The organism is Streptomyces sp. 7N604 (assembly GCF_052245475.1).
Lineage (GTDB): Bacteria > Actinomycetota > Actinomycetes > Streptomycetales > Streptomycetaceae > Streptomyces.
In genome coordinates, this window is record NZ_JBQQBX010000005.1 from 134,959 (window position 1) to 152,933 (window position 17,975).

Sequence of the window (17,975 nt, forward strand, 5' to 3'; positions counted from 1 at the left end):
TCGAATGCGACTGCGTCACGGGGTGATGCTGGTCCCGGAGCACGCGTGGCCCCGGGCGCGCTCGCAGTGGACGCTGGTCGAAGAGCTCGGCTACGACCATGCCTGGACCTACGACCACCTGAAGTGGCGGTGGTTTGCCGACCGCGCCTGGCACACCTCAACACCCACGATGGCGGCCGCGGCAAGTGTCACCTCCCGCATCACGATCGGCGCCCTGGTCGGCTCGCCCAACTTCCGGCATCCCGTAGCCCTCGCCCGTGACCTGGCGACGCTGGACTCCATCTCCGAAGGACGCATCGTGTGCGGTGTGGGGGCCGGGGCACCCGGCTTCGACGCCTCCATCCTTGGACAGCCCGAGCTGACTTTGGGCCAACGCGCTGACCGGTTCGCGGAGTTTGTGGAACTGCTGGACGCGCTGCTGACCCAGGACCGCGTCGACTTCGACGGAACCTGGTATGTGGCCAAGGATGTCGTCATTCGGCCCAGCCTCCACAGCCGGGGCCGCCTGCCGATCGCGCTTGCGGCCAGCGGGCGACGTGGCATGGCGCTCGCGGCTGCCTTCGCCGACATCTGGGTCACCACCGGTCCCCCCAACGACTTCACCCTCAGGCCCTGGCCAGAGCGGCTTCCCGAGATCGCGGCTCAGATCAAGCAGGTCGACGAGGCGTGTGAGCGAGGCGGACGCGATCCGGCCTCCTTGCGCAAGCTACTGGTCGCCGACGTGTCCGTGGGCGGAATCACCGCTTCAACGCCAAGCTACGTCGAGGCCAGCCACGCCTTCGCCGAGCTCGGCATCACCGACCTGGTTGTGCACTGGCCAAGATTGGATGCACCGTACGAAGGCGATGAGGAGGTGCTCGTCGACTTTGCCCGGAACCACCTCACCGGCATGGGGACGTGAAAGCGCCACCGCGGTGGTCGATATGTTCGGTGTCCTTCCTGGCCGCGGCAGCCTCCTGACCGTCATCCCCCATGCCGGCGCCCGCTCCGCCGCATGGATGCGGCACGAGGCGCGTCGGCACGGTACCGACGAGTCCAGCTTCGTCATCGACGTGCGGCCCCACGAGTACGTGGTACGGGTGTTCAACCCCTGGCGTGAGTCACCGTATGGAGGCCATTCGGCCGCGGGGACGGCGGCGCTCCTGGTCGCGCGCGGCCAGCTGGACCCCGGGCGGCAGCAGCAACGCCTGCCCTCGGGCAGCGCGACGACCGTGTGGACCGACGGCCAGGACGTCGCTATCGACTTCCGGGTTACGACACGGGCACGGGACGTGGACCGAAGACAGTTAGCGGCGGTCCTCCCACACGGGCACCCGTACCGGTCCGCGCAGGCGATCCACGGCGGCCCGGGGGCCGGCTTCTCTCTCCTCGATGTCAGCGCGCCGCCGCTCGAGGTGGACGCACCCGATCTCGCCGCGATGCGAGCGCACGAGCTTGACGACCTGACGCTGTTCCACTGGGACGCGCAGCGTCGCACCGCTACGGCCCGCGTCTTCGCCCCCGGGTACGCGATCGACGTGGATGCCGCGTGCGCCCCCGTGGCAGCCGCGATTGGTGAGCACCTCGCCCGGACCCATCCCGACGTGGTGGACACCGAAATCTGCGTCCGGCAGGTCGCCGACGCCGGCCAGGACGCGTGCTTCGTGGTCACCACGACGGCCAACGACCAGGGCATGACCACTACGGTGAAGGGACGAGTCTGGATCATGGACGAGCAGGCTTCGGAAAGTCAGAGTCGATGACCGCACGCCAGGAGATCTGGGGCAGCGTCGGCGTCGCCTCGGCCACGCACTGGCTCGCGGCGAACGCCGGGACCGCGATGTACCAGCAGGGCGGGAACGCCGCGGACGCGGCGGTCGCCGGAGCCTTCGTCCTGAACGTCGTCGAGCCGCACCTCAACGGGCTCGGCGGCGACGTGACCATCCTTGTCCACGACCCGTCCGAGCAGAAGACCTGGAGCGTGTGCGGCCAAGGACCCATGCCGCAGCGCGCCTCCATAGCCCGAATGCGTGCGCTAGGTCTGGACCACGTCCCGGCGTCCGGCCTTCTGGCGGCCACGGTTCCCGGCGCCTTCGGGGCCTGGATCACGCTGCTCAGAGAGTTCGGCTCGCTCCCACTGCGTACCGTGCTCGAACCCGCCATCTACTACGCCGAGTCAGGCCATCCACTGCTGCCCGGGGCAGCGCGGATGATCGAGGCGGTGGCACCGGTCTTCCGCGACCACTGGACGGAGTCGGGTCGGACCCACCTGACCCGCGGAGGGCAGGCCCCACGGGCCGGGCAACGGGTCATGAACCCCGACCTAGGCGACACCTTCCGCCGACTCCTGGCCGAAGCCGAGGGCGCGTCTACCCGCAGCGCCCAACTGCAGCGAGCGGCTGCCGCGTTCTACTCCGGGTTCGTCGCCAGCGCGATCGACGCGGCATGCCAACGCCCCACACTTGACTGCACCGGGGAGCACCACGTCGGCTTCCTCACCGCCGACGACCTTGCTCGTTGGAGCCCGACGATCGAAGCCACCGAGTCGCTGGTGTATCGCGACCACTTGGTGCACAAGGCATCGACCTGGTCGCAAGGACCGGTGTTCCTGCAGCAGCTGGCCCTGCTCGGACACCGACGGCTCTCCGAGTTGGAGTTCTTGGGGCCGGACTACCTCCACTACCTCGTGGAGGCAGCGAAGTTGGCGTTCGCGGACCGGGAAGCGTGGTACGCCGACCCTGCGTTCGTGAACGTCCCTCTGCCCGATCTCCTGGCCGCCGACTACAACCGATCGCGCAGCCGCCTCCTGGACGGCCCTGCGTCCGTCGAGCAACGACCCGGCCGCCCGGCCGGCCTGAACCCGCGGCTGCCGCAGATCCCCATCCGCACGCTGGAGCCCACCGAGCCACCATGGCTGGTCCAGTTGGCCGAGGGAGTACCAGTCGCAGTCCAAGCCACCGCCACCGGGGGCGACACCTGCTGCATCACAACCGCAGACGCCGACGGGATGCTGGTCGCCGCAACGCCCAGTGGCGGGTGGCTCAAGAGCTCGCCGGTCATTCCAGGCCTCGGCTTCTCCCTGGGGACGCGTGGCCAGATGGCGTGGCTCGACGAGGCCCATCCCAACGCGTTGTCCCCCGGCAAGCGACCCCGGACGACGCTCAGCCCGACCATCGTGGAGCGCGACGGTCACGGGTACCTGGCTCTCGGGACGCCGGGCGGTGACCAGCAGGATCAGTGGACGTTGCAGGTGTTCCTCGCCCACCTCGACTTCGGCCGTCCGCTCCAGCAGGCCGTCGAGGTACCGAAGTTGCATACCGAGCATGTCCCGACGTCGTTCGCGCCACGGCGGGTGGACCCGGGGCTCGTCGTGGTGGAGGACAGCCTCCCCGAAAAGACCCGCGCGATCCTCGTGGCCGCTGGGCATCGGATCCGGACCGTACCCGCACAGAGCCTGGGCAAGGTGTGCGCCAGCGTGATCCCCGCGCGGGGCGAGGTGTTGGCCGCCGCCAGTCCGAATGGCCAGCAGGCCCACGCCACGGGTGGCTGAGGTTGCCTGCGGACGGATCGGCCGCCATGCTCGCAAGATGCCCAGGGTGATCGACCAGCTCCTCAGCGCCGACGACGTGTGCGTGCAGTGGAAGGTGCGCCGCGACCTGCTGGAGGAGGATCTCGATTCGCGGACCATGCGACGTCTGGCCGACCTCGTGCGGGCCTCACCCCGGGCGACCGCGCTGCGCGAGGGACCGGGCACCGTCAAGGGCGGCTCGTACGCCAACTGGCAGGGAGCGCACTGGGCCACCCTGGCGCTGGCCGACCTGGGGTATCCACCCGGTGACACGAGGCTGCAGCCGATGGTCGACCAGCTTCTCAAAGCACGCCTGCACGACCGGTACTGGCAGGAGTGTGACCTCGGGGATCGCCCCGGGGCGAAGCGCTCCGACGCGGGAGCCGCGCTCCCGGTGCTCGGTGGCCGTCACCGGGTGCATGCCTCGGTCCACGGCGGCACCCTCTACGCGGTCACCCGTCTCGGTCTCGCGGACGAGCGGTGCGCGCAGATCGCAGACTTGCTGCGGCGGTGGCAGTGGCCCGACGCCGGCTGGAACTGCGACATGCGGCTCGAGGCTTCCACTTCTTCGGTGCACGAGACGTGGTTGCCGGCGCGCGGCCTGGCCGCCGCTACGGGCCGTGGGAGTAGCGCTGCACACACCGCGGCGCGCCGGGCGGCCGGGACACTGCTCGACCGCGGCCTGATCTACCGGCGAAAGACCGGCATGGTGGTTCGGCCTGCCTGGATGAAGCTGCGCTTCCCCGCCTACTGGCACTACGACCTGCTAGCGGGGCTGCGCGTCCTGGCCGACTTGGACCTGGCCCGCGACAATCGGGCCCAACGCGCACTCGACGTGCTGGAACGGCATCGGCTGGAATCGGACTACTGGCCCGCGCACGGTCGTCGCTATCGGGGGACGACACCCGGCGTGTCCTTGCACGACTGGGTGGGCTGGGGACCTGCCCACCCGGGGCAGCCGAATGAGTGGGTCACTGTCGAAGCGTTGCGCGTCCTCAAGGCTGCCGGACGCATCACCGTGCCCTGAGTGCGCACGATCGGACCCTCGGCACCCGCATCCGCCCAGGACGGCACCGTGTATCGGGCTTGTAGCGCTGGCGGCGTCAATAGGCGCATGACCTCGCCGTCCCAGTTGCTTCACCAGCTCTTGGACCGCGCCGCCGAGTTGCACCCCAGGGCCGTCGCCGTGAGGGACGATCGCAGCTCGGCGACGTATGCGGAGCTCGACGAGCTGAGCCGTCACGTGGCGCACCGGTTGGGCGAGGCGGGGCTCTCAGTCGGGAGCCGCGTCCTCATCGTGGCCAAGGTCGACGTCGGGTTGCCCGCTCTCCTGTACGGCTGTTCACGGGCCGGGGCGGTGTTCGTTGTGCTCCACCCGCAGTCCTCGGCGGCCACCGTGCGGCATGTGATGGGGGATTGCGAGCCCTCCTTGGTCGTGACGGACCGGGACGACGTGCGGGTGATCGCGGAGGACCTCGGCGTGGCCCCAGCTCACGGGATCGAGGCTCTCGTCCCGTCCGCCACCCCCGGCCAAGCCCCGGCTGCGGTACCCCGCCTGCCCACCTCAGTCGACCCTGCCTGCTTCATCTACACCTCGGGAACGACCTCGCTGCCTCGGGCCGTCGTCAGCACCCACCAGCAGATGTGCTTCGCCGTCCAGGCCATCGCGTCACAACTGCAATACCGCGCTGACGACGTAGTGTTCTGCGCCTTGCCACTGTCGTTCGACTACGGGCTATACCAGCTGTTCCTGGCGGCCGCTGCCGGTGCCCAGGTGGTGCTGGCCGCGAAGGCGTCCGCGGGCCCTCCCCTGGTCGGCGACCTCGCAGAGTCCGGCGCAACCGTTCTGCCCGCGGTGCCCTCAATCGCCCAGAACCTCGCTCGGCTCCTAGCCCACCGCCGCCGGCGACTCGAGCGGCTCCGGCTCCTGACCAACACCGGAGGGACGATCCCCGACCAGACCCTCACCACGTTGCGTCAGCAGCTCCCGCATCTTCGGGTGCAGCTGATGTACGGACTGACCGAGTGTAAGCGGGCCGCGATCATGCCCCCGGACGAGGACCTTCGCCGCCCGGGCAGGTGCGGACGCGCGCTTCCAGGCACTGAGATCCGGATCCTGGACGATGAGGGTGAGGAAGTGCCGCACGGCCACATCGGGGAGATCGTCATCCGTGGGCCGCACGTCATGGTCGGCTACTGGCGCCAACCCAGCCTGACCGCACGTACCTTCGTGTGCCTGGATGGCATCTCACCCGCGCTCCGCTCCGGTGACTACGGCAGTGTGGACGACGACGGTTACCTGATCTTCGCGGGCCGCCGGGACGACCTCTACAAGGAGCGCGACGTCCGGGTCAGCGCCGTCGAGGTCGTGAACGCCGCAACCGCGGTCGCGGGCGTGGAGGCGGCACACGTGCTGGTTCCACGCCTCGGACGCCCGCGCGCGGTCCTGGTCGTGACCGGACACGTCGAACCGGCCGAGGTTCTGCGCACCATGGCGACACACATGGACGCCATCAAGATTCCCGGGGAGTGCGTGGTCGTGCCCCAGCTCCCCCTCTCGCCCAACGGCAAGGTTGCCGATGCCGAGCTGGCCGAAACGGTCAACGCATGACCGCCTCGGAGCACGCCCTGCACCCAGGACAGCAGCTCGACCTGACCGGCCAGTCTGGACTGACCGCACTACCGACGCCGGCCTACGTCTACGAACTTGAAGCGGTCCGCGCGGCCCACGAACAACTCGTCGCCGCCCTCCCCCACCCGAGCACGCTGTTCTACTCACTGAAGGCAAATCCGCACCCGGCGCTGGTGCGTGAGCTGGCCCGGCTGGGCTGCTCGGCGGAGATCAGCTCGCGCGGCGAGCTCCACGCGGCGCTCCAGGCCGACGTCGCCCCCCACCGGATCCTGTACTCCGGTCCGGGTAAGCGCGACGACGACGTCGTGGCCGCGGCCCGCGCCGGTGTTCGCTGGTTCTCCGTCGACTCGCCCCGCGGCCTGGATCAGGTGCGGCGGGCCGCCGAGGCCACCTCGATCCCGCTTCATAGCCTGCTCCGCGTCCACGCCGCCACTCCCCTGGCTGGCCGGGGCCTGGCCATGGCGGGAGGCCCCACGTCGCTGGGGGCCGACGCGGAATGGATCGAGGGTAACCCCGACTGCTTCCGAGACGGCATACACGGCTTGCATCTCTTCCTCGGCTCAAACTTCACTGCCGAAGCGGACCTCATCCGACAGTTCGAGGTCGCCATCGCCAGCGCGCGGCACCTCTACGACGTCCTCGGGCTGCCCCTCGAACGGCTCGACCTCGGCGGGGGATTCGGTGCCCCGTTCGCCCAGGAAGGCACCCTGCCGTCCATGCCCAACCTGGCCAAAGCGGTCGCCGATCTGCTGGACGACGCTATCCCCACCTGGCGCGATGGCCGGCCGGAAGTGGTCTTCGAGTCGGGGCGCTATCTCGTCAGCACCTGCGGCACTCTGCTCAGCCAGGTGCTCGACGTCAAGGAGTCCCAGGGCACGCCGGTAGTCGTGCTCGAATCCGGGATCAACCACCTGGGCGGGATGTCTGGGCTGCGGCGAATTCCATGGATTGTCCCGCACTTCGACGGGCCAGCAGAGCGGGAGCCAGGCCCCGGCTCGCTGGTGACCGGACCGCTGTGCTCTCCGCTGGACTGCCTGGCGCGGGAGGCGGACGTGGGCCGACTCCGTCCCGGCGACATCCTCCGGATTCCCAACACCGGAGCCTACGGACTAACCGCCAGCCTGGTGGGGTTCCTCAGCCATCCACAGCCGTTGGAGATCGTCACCGATGGCGGTCGCGTTGTCAGCACGACCCGGCTGGCGATGACGCGGGAAACGCTCGACCCGGCGGTGACCCTCGCCAACATGGAGGTGACGTAATGAACGACAACTTCCGGGACTTGCTCGCTCAGTACCTCCCCTATGCCGGCCCAGCCGCCATCAGTGAGACCTCCGTGCTGCGAGACCTCGGCCTGGACTCAATGCGCTCCGTGGAACTCCTCTTCGCCATTGAGGACACCTATGGCGTGACCGTCCCCGACAGACTGCTGGTCAACCAGACGTTCTACACTGCCGGTTCGCTCTGGGACGCCGTCAGCTCTCTGCTGCCGGAGGCCCTCTCGTGAGTATGAACGGGGTCGGTACATGGAACGGTGAGGTCTCCAACCACACTGAGCGGGTAACCCACACCTGCCGAATTGCCGCCGAGCACGCAGCCCGGCACGACCGCGCCGCCAGCTTCCCGGTCGAGGCGCTCGCCGCGATGCGCGATTCGGGCCTGCTGGGGCTGGTGGTGCCACGGCAATCCGGCGGTCTCGGCGGCTCGCTACAGCATGTGGTGGACGTAACGATGGAGATCGGCCGCGTAGACATGTCCTGCGCCCTGGTCTTCGGGATGCACTGCCAGCAGGCTCTGGTGCTGGAGCGGCACGCCACGCCGACGCTCCGCTCCGAGATTCTCCCCCGGCTCGCCTCGGGCGAGGTCTATCTCGGCTCGGTGACCACCGAGCCCGGGTCCGGCGGTCACCTGCTGTCCTCCAACTCGCTGACGCACGAGACGCAGAACGGGATCGTGATCGACCGTGAGGCACCCATCGTCACCGGGGGCTGCCATGCCGACGCCTATCTGATCACCGTTCGCTCCAGCGGATCGGAGCGCACCACCGACGTCGACCTCTACTACGCCCCGCGCGACCTGCTCGACGTCGTGGTCGTCGGTACCTGGGACCCGATGGGGATGCGGGCCACCGAGAGCGTGCCGATGCGCCTTGCCGGCCGCGTACCGGCAAGCAACCGACTGGGCGAGCCAGGCCGGTTTCGCGACATCGCCGTGAAGCAACTGGCACCGGTCGGGCACGTGGTCTGGGCGGCCGCCTGGCTAGGTACCGCTGTTGGCGCCCTGTCCCGGGTCATCACCCACATCCGCCGGCCCAAGTCCCGTGCACACGTAGACCCTGGGTCCGACCTCCTCAAGAGCCGGCTGGGCAGCATGCGGTGCACCCTCGAGGGCGTCCATGCCCTGCTCCATCACGCGGTCTTGGTGCTGGCCTCCTCGCCCGACCCCACGAGCACCCCGGTTCAGCTGCTCCTCAACGCGCTCAAGGCGGAGGCGGCCGAGCGATGCTTCGCCGTGGTCCACGACCTCGTCGAGCTCATGGGCCTACGCCACGGATACCTGAGCGATTCGCCGCTCCAGCTCGAACGTGCCTTCCGCGACCTGCGGTCCGCCTCCCTCAACTACGCCAACGAACGGCTCCGACAGTCCTGCGGCGCGCTGAGCCTGATGGATGCGGAGGTGCGGCTTGCGTAATCGCGACGTGCCTGACACGACAGCGGCGACCGTGGCCGGAGCCTGTGACGCCCGTGAGGTGTGGCAGCGACTCGGGAAGTGCGGCGTGCTGGACCAGGTGTGGCCACCCGGCCGTTCCCCGTCATCACCGCAGGTGTCGACCCTAGCCGGCCTGGTCGCCGGCCTCGACCGTGCGCTGCCGCTCGACTTGGCGCTGACCGCGGTCGTCCAGGTGGCGCTCGCCCTGCCCCTGCTAAGGATGATGTCCGCCGCCGACAACACCATGGCAAGCGAGGTGCTCCAGGACGCGCGGCGCGGACAGAGCATCGTGGCTGTGGCCGTCACCGAAGAAGACATCTCCGGCTCGGCCCTGCTCGACACGGCTACCACTTTGAAATCCTCGGAGCACAAGACCGTACTGCGAGGCCGCAAGGCGTGGATCACGAATGCCACGCACGCCGACCATGTCATCGTGCTGGCCCGCCACCGCGATGCGCGACACTTCACCAGTCTGTGCTGGGCGCTGCTGTCGCTGCCAAAATCCGGCACCAACGCCCGCGGTGTGGGCCGCGACCTCTACCCGGCCGCAGGCCTGGGTTACCTGGAGTTCGACGACGTGCTAGTGGAGGAGCGCGAGGTGTCACGTCGGGGCCGGGCATTGTCAGACTTCGTCTCGGCCGTGTCCTGGGAACGGCTGGCCGGCGCGTTCTGGGTCAGGTCACTGTGCCAGCGCGTACTCCGGGAATCGCTGGAACACCTGCGAACGCGTTCCACCGGCACGGGAACACTGTGGGACAACGCCGTCATCCAGGACCGATTCACAGCCCGTGTGGTCGCGTGGCGCCAGCTCGATGCGTTGTGTCAGGCCCCGCTGGCGGACCTGAGCAGCACCACAGCCGGGATGCTGCTGAAGTCGGTGGCCGCCGAGACGCTCGATGCGACCTTGGCCGAGTGCCTCATGCTCCGAGGAGGCGACGCGCTGGCGGACCAAGGGTTGGCCCGGCTGCGAAGCCAGGCGAGCATGTTCGGCATCGCCGGCGGCGCGACGGGAGTCCTGCGCCACGGACTGGCCCAGCACGTCCCGGAGCTGCTGCGCGGTGCCGACCCGACGGCAGCAGCCAGCCTCATGTATGCGAACGGACCGGGAGACAGCTAGGCCATGTGCGAGCTGAGCTGCTACACCACGGCCCTCCACCGCTACCTCTCCGACGAGTGGGATGCCGACCCAATACTGGTCCCCGGCATCCGGCTCGCCGTCGGTACCAAGGGCCCGGACCGGCTTGCCTTCTCCCACCACCAGCCCTCGGTGGATCGCCTTCCGGACGGGACCGTACTCCGGTACGCCGGCGCCGCAACCCGGGATGACGCCCTGGACGGCCTGCTGTCCGCCCTGGACCGCCATGGTCGTGTCGTCGTCCAGGTCGACCTGGCCCGCCTCGCATGGTCACCCCGGTGGTCTGGAGGCGCGACGCCGCACTGGCTCGTGGTCGACGGCCGCAGCAGTGCCCACTGGCAAGTCCACGACCCGTTCGACGCAGCCCTGATCGACGGCGCGCACCCGCCCTACCGGGGTTCCATGACGGAGGCCGAGCTGTGCGCCGCTCTCTTCACTCACGCGTGGCCGCCGGCCCAACGGCGGCGGGCAGCCATGGCCTTCGGCCACCGTGCCGCAATACCCGACAAGCCCGCCGTGTGGCTGGAGCGGTCGGCAGGCCACCAGGTCGCCGCGGCGTCGGACCCCGACGGCTGGCTTGTGGAGCTCGACGACGTCCTGACGTTCCTCGCCGACCAGGTCGCCCATGACCCGTCGTGCATCCAAAACATCCACGATGACCTCTGGGCCGCAGCGCGACACCGGGTATATGCACTCCGGAACGCGGACGCCGCCGGGGCCTGTTGCCATGACGCCGTGTCCCAGGTGATCGCTAGCTGGGCCGCGCTGCCCCGGGCCACCTACGTCGCCATCGAGACCTCGCGGCGTCGCGGCGGAGCCCGGGTGTCCACGGTGCTGACCGTCCTCCGGTCCATCCGTGAAAGCGAGGAGGCGCTGAGGCAATGTCGCTGAGCAGCCGACCCGAGTCGCTCGTCGACTTCTTCGACCGCACCGTTCGGCGGCACGCCGACCTGACCGCCCTCGAGGTGGCCGGGGAGCAGTTGACGTACGGGGAACTCTCGGACCAGGTGGACGCCTGCGCGCATGCCTTGCCCACCACTGTCATGCCAGGGGCCCGGATCGGGCTGCTGTGCGAGCGGACCGCCGCCAGCTACGTGGGCTATCTCGCCATCCTGCGCGCCGGCGCGACGGTCGTCCCCCTGAGCCCCGCTATGCCGAAGGCACGGACCGATCTCATGTGCCGCACGGCAGGGGTCACCGGGGTACTCGTCGCCGACGAGCGGGGCACGCCCCTCTTCCAGCCGCACCAGGCCGGGGAACCACCGACGGAGACTATGCCTGACGTGGGCGACGCCCTCGCCGAGCGAGTCGCCTACGTGCTGTTCACCTCCGGCAGCACCGGCCGCCCCAAAGGCGTACCGATCCGCAACCGGAATCTGGTCCCCTACATCGCCCACTGCCGCGCACAGCTCGGTGTGGAGCCCGGAAGCCGGGTCTCCCACACCTTCGAGCTGACCTTCGACCCGTCGGTGCACGATATGTTCGTGACCTGGGCTGCCGGTGGGACCATGGTGGTCGCGCAACCTCAGGACATGCTGACCCCGGTCCGCTTCGTGAACCGCAACCGGCTCACGCACTGGTTCTCGACGCCGTCCGTGCTGACCCTGGCCACCCGGCTCCGTGCCCTGGTCCCCGGCAGCATGCCCGACCTGAGGTGGAGCCTATTTGCCGGCGAGCAACTCGCCCTGGCCCAGGCGCGAGCCTGGGCCGCCGCGGCGCCGCAGTCGGTCGTTGAGAACCTCTACGGACCAACCGAGCTCACCATCACCTGCACGCGCTACCGCCTTCCCGCGGACCCACGCGCCTGGCCGACTACGAGCAACCTGACGGTCCCCATCGGCAGGCCGTACCCACATCTGGAGGCGATCGTCGTCGACGACGACGGCCACGAGGCCGACGAGGGTGAGCTATGCGTTCGCGGGGCGCAGCGATTCGAGGGCTACCTGCCCGACTCAGAGGATCCCGGCGCCGGAGCGGCGGACTTGCAGCGGGCATCGGCCGCACTACCCGACGAGTGGTACCGCACCGGGGACCGAGTTCGGCGCCTCGGTGAGGAGCTCGTGCACGTCGGCAGGCTCGACAACCAGGTGAAGATCAACGGCTACCGGGTGGAGCCGAGCGAGGTAGAGGCCGTCATCTCAGAGCTGGCGGGCGTCCGGGAGGTGGCGGTGGTGGCAGTGCCGACGCCGGCCGGCCCGCGACTGCATGCGTTCTACTGCGCGGCGGACATCGACGAGCACACCGTGGAGCAGGGTGCGCGCAACCGGCTGCCCCCCTTCATGGTCCCCACCCGGTTCCACGCGGTGCACACCCTCCCCACGGGACCCCACGGGAAGTTGGACCGAGCCACCCTGCGCCGACAGGCGGGCACACCCACGAGGTGACGGGTCGGATCAGGACGCGGGGCCTGCGGCCGTCCGGGAGAAGGCGGCAACGAGTCCGTCGACATTCTGGAGCTCCTCACCGGTCACGTCCGACGCGATCGGCCGGTTCAGCCTCTCCTCGACACAGCCGACCACCTCGACAAGACGGAACGAGTCATACCGCGGCAGGGAGCGCAACGGACATCGTGGGTCGGGTGCTTCGGTAAGGCCGAGCACCTGCTGCACCACCTCAGCGACCAGCTCTCGAAGGGCCACCTGCGAACCCGGTCGGTCGGCCTGCGACACGTTTGTCCTCGCCGACCCCACAAGGACGTCGACGTCGGCGAGGAGCTCTGCATGCATCTGGTCGAACAGGCCGACGTCGGGCACGGTTCCCCGCTCCCGTCGCCGGGTCGCGAGAAAGCTCTGCGTAACCAGACGCTGCCAAGCGTCGGCTCGGGACGCCGCCTCGGGACCCAGGCCATGGCGGGACCACCATGCGGCATGCAGCTCGCGCTCACGACCGAGGATCCAGATGTCGAGCCCCACCGACTCCAACACCGACGCCGAGGACCGCTCCCGGGCGCGCTCGGCGACGTACTCCTCGATGCAGGCCGACGCGTCCACGGCGGCTCGGACCGCCTCAGCGCCCCAGGCGGCGAGGTCGACGGCGGGTAGCCGGCCAGGCTCGACATCGACGACCTGGTACGTCCCGGCCAGCGAATCCCACTCCTTGGCACTGAGGCGCCAGATCCCCGGCCGCACCGACCCCCACGGGGTGTCGATGTGGTAACCGTCGACGACCAGAACTGCGCCGTCCTGCTCGGCCTGAACGACGAAGCTGTGCTCTACATGGCGCCGTCCGTAGTACGGCAGCCAGGGCAGGCCGTTGCCGTCGGCGATGACCAGGCTCGGCCGGTCGCGGCGCATTGCGTCCCGCACCCATAGGGCTGGTCCGGCCTGGAACTCCCCCACCCGCAGACCGAGCACGTGCGCCGCGTGCTCGAGGCGGGTCGCCGCCGAGGTGTCGATGCGGGTGCCCCCGTCGGCGGCGCGGGTGGGAAAGGACAGACGCCAGCCCATGCGGGCGTGGATGTCCGGCTCGTAGGCCTGGTCTGCGAGCAGGGCAATGGAGGTCTGCAGGCAATCAAGGGACGTCGCGCGCAGGCCAGCGAGAAAGGGCGTCCACATCTCGTGCGTGACCGACTCCATGGCGCGCCGTCAGCCCCGGCCGGCCGGTCCCACAGCCTTCACCCGCGACTCCTCGGCGACCACGGCCAGGCCGCTGGCCGGAGACCCAGCTGCCACTGCTGCGCGGACGCACACGCCCACCAGTCCCGCTCCCAGCGCGCTGATCGGCGCACCCACCTCGGGGGACAGCCCGGCCATATCGGGACGGGGTAGCGGGTTGGCCCGGACGTCTAGAATGATCTTGGCCAGCCGCCGCATCAGCTGGGCCAACACCTGGGAGCGCTGAACCGGGGCACGCAGGGTGCTGAAGAAGCTGTCGTACAGCATGTAGAGCAGTGGTCGCTGCTCGGTCGTCTGGTAATGAGCCGCCTGGAGCAACGACGTACCATCCGGAACCAGCCGGCGCGCAACGTGGTCGTGCACCTCCTGCTGCAGTTCGACGGCGTCCCGGAGGGGCGCGTCGAGCCGCGAGCCGTGCCGGTTGCGCATCAGCTTCCGCACGAGCTTGTAGTCGGGTGCCCACGAGCCGCTGAACGCCTCGTGCCAGGCCCGCATGCCAGGCCGGATCAGCCGGTGGTAGACGTCCCGCGGGCACGACCCCGCGTAGAGCAGCATCCCGCTGTAGGCATTGACGTAGTCGGCCATCGTCTCTTGAGTGTTCGGCTCCGTGTGCTCAGGGTCTGCCAACAGCTCGGCGATCAGCTGCCACAGGATGAAGCCCACCTGGTGCCCGGTGATCCACCGGAACCAGGACAACTGCTCCCGGCTGCCGGACGGCGCCCCCAAGGCCTCCGTGGCCAGTCGTTGAATGACACTGACTGCTCCGGGGCAGCCTTCGCCGCGGCCCGCGGAGTCGTCAGCGTCGTTGGTGCAGCTGTCGGTGATCGGGAGCAGCAAGGGCTCGACCCCGCGCCCGGCAAGGACCCGGGCCGTGTCGCGGTCGGGGAGATCGTCGACGACGATGTTCGTCGATGGACCGCGCCCGCGCCACTGCGCCGCGAAATCCGCTGGCAACGTCGGCGCCGTACAAATTCGCCATTCCCCCGGGACGACTTCACCCATGGCCCCAGCGTCCGGCGCCGCGATACAACCCAGATACGTGCCGCCCCGCGGTCACTCCCCGACGATCCCGGAGCGGTGCGCCATGACGATGGCTTGGGCCCGGTCGCGCAGCGTCAGCTTGCGGCTCACGCTGCTCATGTGCGACTTGACGGTCATCACACTGATCGAGAGCGCATGCGCCACCTCGCTGTTGGACAGCCCCAACCCCACCAGCTCAAAGACCTGCAGCTCACGCGCCGACAGCGTCGAGATGATGTGCGCACTGAGCTCCTTGTCCGGGAGGTCCACCAGCTCGGCCACCCGGCGCAGAAGCGACATGCCAATCACGCTCGCGCCGCTGACAACGCTGCGAATAGCGGCCGCGAGCTGCTCCCGCGCGTCCTCCATGGGCAGGACTCCGCGCACCCCGCCCTGGATCGCCCGAAGATAGCTCTCCGGCGACGCGGACTCGTCCACTAAAAGGATCACAGCCGCCCGACCTCGAAGACGCTGGGCGGCGCGCACTCCGTCCAGCTCCAGTGGCTCGTGCCCGATCACCGCCACCGCAACGTCCCCGTCGTCCAGGGCCCTCGTCAACTCGTTGTCCGTGGTGCTCTGGTGCACAACTCTCATGTCAGGCTCGCGAGCTACGACCGCCGCAAGGCCCTCGCACACCATCGAACGGTGGTCGGCGACGAGGACGCGGACTTGTGACCTCGCCCCCAAGAGAATCGCCCCCGTGAATCTCAAGAATGGAATCCTCTCGACACTCCAGCCACTATGTCAACGGCAATAACGGCAGCAACCTGTATGGCGGACGTATCAGGCCATGGTGGAGTCCGGCCGACGAATGTGACACCGGCACCGGGCTGGAGGCGGATATGCGAATAAGCGTGGCCGGCCTCGGCCGGATGGGCTCCCTGCACGCGAGCACGCTAAGGGCGCTCGGCGGCGTGGACGAGGTTCTGCTTGTACGACGCCGCCCCGGATCGTGCCGCGCAGGTCGCTCACAAACTCGAGCTCAGGCGTGCACGAGAAGCCGCCGGTTTCGGCGAGCTCGGCTTCGACCACACGATCCCGGGCGAACACCAACGACGCGCAGCCGCCTCGCGCGCATACGTCGCCGCTTTCGGAGGCATCGGGTCGACCTAGCGTGGCGTCGACCTGGGCCTGGGGCCCTCGGCCTGAAGCTTCCTGGACAGCTTCGCGGCTGCCTATGCCGAAGAGATGGCCTCGTTCGTCGAAGTGGTCAGGGACAGCGACCACCCGAGGCCACACTGACCGACACCGTCCACGCCTTCCGGATCGTCAAGGCCTGCGTCGTCTTCCGACGCGAGGCACGCCCGGTCGACCCGACTGAGATCGCCGAACCGGACTCAAGTCCTGAGCTTGTTCCTTAAGTCCTGACCTTGAACGATGCCCCGAACAGGGATTGCTCGGACATGATCACAGCCTTCCTCTAACCCCGTGCTCCGACCGAAGAGGGATCTGAACATGATCGCTGACCCACAGTGTGTGGTACTGGATTGTCCAGATCCACAGACACTGGCTGAGTTTTACCAATCGCTACTCGGCGGCGATGTCAACCATCCCGATCAGCGGTGGGCGCTCCATGACGGCTGGGCAACGCTGCACACGCCCTCCGGTCTCGTGCTCGCCTTCCAGCGGGCTACGGAGCACCAGCCACCGCATTGGCCGGATCCTGCCCGGCCCCAGCAGTTCCATCTGGACTTCGGCGTCGCGGATCTGGACCAAGCGCAGAAGGACGCGCTGGCTGCGGGGGCGACACTACTCGACGATGGCGCTGAGGGACGGCCCTGGAGGGTCTATGCAGACCCGGCGGGGCACCCCTTCTGCCTGGTCCGCCAGTGACACCCCGGTCGCAGCCCTCACTGTCGGCGTAGAACCGCAACCTCAATGAAGATTTTGCATCCTGAAGTCGCAGGTAACGGGTCTGGTGTGAGCGTCGGGTGGGATGCTCCCGCCGGTCGTGCCGATGATCGTCGGTCACCTGGGAGATCTCGGTGTTCGTCAGCACCAGCAAGGCCCGTAGCAGCAGGGTGGCGTGACGGGCGTTCATGCGGACCTTCGTCAGATCCTCCAGATCTTCCGGTTCGCGAAGTCGTTCTCGACCGGCGCCCGCTCGCTGCTCAGCAGCCGGTCGGCCTCCCTCTGGGGCGTCGGTCAGGCACTTGCCTCGCGCTGCTTTGCGCCCCGTGAGGATCACCGGCTGATCGTCGGAGTCGTCGTCCAGCCCGACGAACCCAAGGTCGGCCAGGGCCCCGAGCCCGCCCTCGCGCAGCTTGGCGCACAGCCTGTCGTGCCGGGCGGCGGTGATCTCCGAGGAGACCCCGGACGGGCCTGCGAGATCTAGATCAGGTTCCTCCTCTCGTCGGTGAGGGCGAGGAAGAGCAGCCCGTGGGCCTTGTGCTTGCCGGAGTAGTTGCGCCGGTTGTCGAGAGTGCGGGCGCCAAAGCCCCTCAGTGGCTACCAAGTTCGCCTGCGGCAGACGCCGAAGACGTCCAACGGACTGGTGATATCCCGCAGGGGCATGCCAAAGTTAAACGCCTACTCGGAAAACCGCAGGTCACAGAAGGGATTGCCTATGACTGTGGACCTCGCCCAGCCTGGTTTGTCCACCACGGTGGAGGCGCTGCGGCTCAGGGACTGGCGGCTCGGTGCTGGCCAGCCGACCAAGGTTCTGGACCAGTTCCGTGACGAGGACTTCAAGATCGTGATCGATGACCGGGCTGATGTCCACATCAACTCCCGCGACGGCCGCTTCTATCTCGGCTGGTTTCCGGACGGCCGTCCCGGCACGGATGGCGAGGGTTGGAAGCTGGCGGTCACCGGCACGGAGAAGGTCCTTGGCTACCACGTGTCGTTCGATACCGAGACCCCGGCCGAAGTCGTTGCCGCAACGGTGGCCGCGGTGCTGGCCACCCCCCGCCCCGTCCGCCCCTCATGACCGGCCATCCGGCGAAGGAGCGTGTTGCCAAACCCGTTTATCTTGACTGTCTCGTCGGCGAGTTCATCGACTGCCGCAGTCCTGCGACTGGCCATCAACCCGCACTTCGCCCTCGCTCACTTCGTCCTGTTTGGCTCGCGATTTGAGCGGTAGGTGCAAGGGCGCAGGCTTCCGCACCGCACTCACTCGGGGATCCCGGTGCGGCGGCCTCGGCGGCTGAAACCGAACTGCTCGATGGCGCAGAGACGACCTTGACCAAGGTCCATGAGGGCTGGTCCGCTTGGGTAGTTGGGGTGTCGAACTCGGGGGTTGCCTTCGTGGCCAGGTCGGTTCTTGGTGTGTTGTGTCGCTTCAGCGGCAATGGAGCGGATTTGGCCAATCCTGTCGTCGGC

General features: G+C 68.7%; 17 protein-coding genes. 14 read left to right on the top strand and 3 right to left on the bottom strand.

The genetic code is table 11. The features are described 5' to 3' along the window. Window positions 1-25: 25 nt before the first annotated feature. From ACTWP8_RS07280 to ACTWP8_RS07330, 11 genes are all read left to right on the top strand, one after another. Window positions 26-901, top strand: a complete 876-nt coding sequence (locus ACTWP8_RS07280; RefSeq protein WP_443321457.1) for an LLM class flavin-dependent oxidoreductase — start codon at window positions 26-28, stop codon at window positions 899-901. A 22-nt stretch (window positions 902-923) separates the two neighbouring features. Then, window positions 924-1,742 carry a PhzF family phenazine biosynthesis protein gene (locus ACTWP8_RS07285; protein WP_443321311.1) on the top strand — a complete coding sequence of 273 codons (819 nt, stop codon included), beginning with the start codon at window positions 924-926 and terminating at the stop codon, window positions 1,740-1,742. Beyond that, entirely contained in the window at window positions 1,739-3,529 is a 1,791-nt protein-coding gene (locus ACTWP8_RS07290; protein ID WP_443321312.1) for a gamma-glutamyltransferase family protein, read from the top strand. The genes ACTWP8_RS07285 and ACTWP8_RS07290 overlap by 4 nt, the downstream gene beginning before the upstream one ends. A gap of 37 nt (window positions 3,530-3,566) precedes the next feature. Then, window positions 3,567-4,574, top strand: a complete 1,008-nt coding sequence (locus ACTWP8_RS07295; RefSeq protein WP_443321313.1) for a hypothetical protein — start codon at window positions 3,567-3,569, stop codon at window positions 4,572-4,574. Window positions 4,575-4,661: 87 nt separating this feature from the next. Then, entirely contained in the window at window positions 4,662-6,158 is a 1,497-nt protein-coding gene (locus ACTWP8_RS07300; protein WP_443321314.1) for a class I adenylate-forming enzyme family protein, read from the top strand. Then, window positions 6,155-7,438: a type III PLP-dependent enzyme gene (locus tag ACTWP8_RS07305; RefSeq protein ID WP_443321315.1), complete on the top strand. Its 1,284-nt coding sequence runs from the start codon at window positions 6,155-6,157 to the stop codon at window positions 7,436-7,438. The genes ACTWP8_RS07300 and ACTWP8_RS07305 overlap by 4 nt, the downstream gene beginning before the upstream one ends. Next, window positions 7,438-7,683: a phosphopantetheine-binding protein gene (locus tag ACTWP8_RS07310; protein ID WP_443321316.1), complete on the top strand. Its 246-nt coding sequence runs from the start codon at window positions 7,438-7,440 to the stop codon at window positions 7,681-7,683. The genes ACTWP8_RS07305 and ACTWP8_RS07310 overlap by 1 nt, the downstream gene beginning before the upstream one ends. A 2-nt stretch (window positions 7,684-7,685) precedes the next feature. Further along, window positions 7,686-8,867 (top strand): acyl-CoA dehydrogenase family protein, encoded by a 1,182-nt coding sequence (locus ACTWP8_RS07315; protein ID WP_443321458.1) that lies wholly within the window; start codon window positions 7,686-7,688, stop codon window positions 8,865-8,867. 85 nt (window positions 8,868-8,952) lie between these two features. Continuing rightward, window positions 8,953-10,002 (top strand): acyl-CoA dehydrogenase family protein, encoded by a 1,050-nt coding sequence (locus ACTWP8_RS07320; RefSeq protein ID WP_443321317.1) that lies wholly within the window; start codon window positions 8,953-8,955, stop codon window positions 10,000-10,002. A 3-nt stretch (window positions 10,003-10,005) separates the two neighbouring features. Then, a complete protein-coding gene (locus tag ACTWP8_RS07325; RefSeq protein WP_443321318.1) occupies window positions 10,006-10,911 on the top strand; it encodes a hypothetical protein in 906 nt (301 codons plus the stop codon). Beyond that, window positions 10,902-12,404 carry an amino acid adenylation domain-containing protein gene (locus tag ACTWP8_RS07330; protein WP_443321319.1) on the top strand — a complete coding sequence of 501 codons (1,503 nt, stop codon included), beginning with the start codon at window positions 10,902-10,904 and terminating at the stop codon, window positions 12,402-12,404. Before ACTWP8_RS07325 ends, ACTWP8_RS07330 begins: the two co-directional genes overlap by 10 nt. A 9-nt stretch (window positions 12,405-12,413) precedes the next feature. On the opposite strand, the gene ACTWP8_RS07335 is transcribed toward ACTWP8_RS07330, so the two are convergent. Genes ACTWP8_RS07335 through ACTWP8_RS07345 form a run of 3 tightly spaced genes read right to left on the bottom strand, consistent with a single transcriptional unit; the run spans window position 12,414 to window position 15,239 of the window. Then, window positions 12,414-13,595, bottom strand: coding sequence for a hypothetical protein (locus ACTWP8_RS07335; protein ID WP_443321320.1), 1,182 nt, complete (start codon window positions 13,593-13,595; stop codon window positions 12,414-12,416). Window positions 13,596-13,604: 9 nt separating this feature from the next. Beyond that, window positions 13,605-14,636, bottom strand: coding sequence for a hypothetical protein (locus tag ACTWP8_RS07340; RefSeq protein WP_443321321.1), 1,032 nt, complete (start codon window positions 14,634-14,636; stop codon window positions 13,605-13,607). 51 nt (window positions 14,637-14,687) lie between these two features. Next, window positions 14,688-15,239 (bottom strand): LuxR C-terminal-related transcriptional regulator, encoded by a 552-nt coding sequence (locus tag ACTWP8_RS07345; RefSeq protein ID WP_443321322.1) that lies wholly within the window; start codon window positions 15,237-15,239, stop codon window positions 14,688-14,690. A gap of 870 nt (window positions 15,240-16,109) precedes the next feature. Between ACTWP8_RS07345 and ACTWP8_RS07350 the strand changes: the two genes are divergently transcribed. The 3 genes from ACTWP8_RS07350 (at window position 16,110) to ACTWP8_RS07360 (ending at window position 17,583) form a co-directional block, all read left to right on the top strand. Next, complete coding sequence (locus ACTWP8_RS07350) at window positions 16,110-16,487, top strand: VOC family protein (RefSeq protein WP_443321323.1); 378 nt, start codon at window positions 16,110-16,112, stop codon at window positions 16,485-16,487. A 193-nt stretch (window positions 16,488-16,680) separates the two neighbouring features. Beyond that, the gene (locus ACTWP8_RS07355) at window positions 16,681-16,989 is read left to right on the top strand and encodes a hypothetical protein (protein WP_443321324.1); all 309 of its coding nucleotides are present in this window, start codon (window positions 16,681-16,683) and stop codon (window positions 16,987-16,989) included. A 231-nt stretch (window positions 16,990-17,220) separates the two neighbouring features. Further along, a complete protein-coding gene (locus ACTWP8_RS07360) occupies window positions 17,221-17,583 on the top strand; it encodes a DUF317 domain-containing protein (RefSeq protein ID WP_443321325.1) in 363 nt (120 codons plus the stop codon). The last annotated feature ends 392 nt before the right edge of the window (window positions 17,584-17,975 follow it).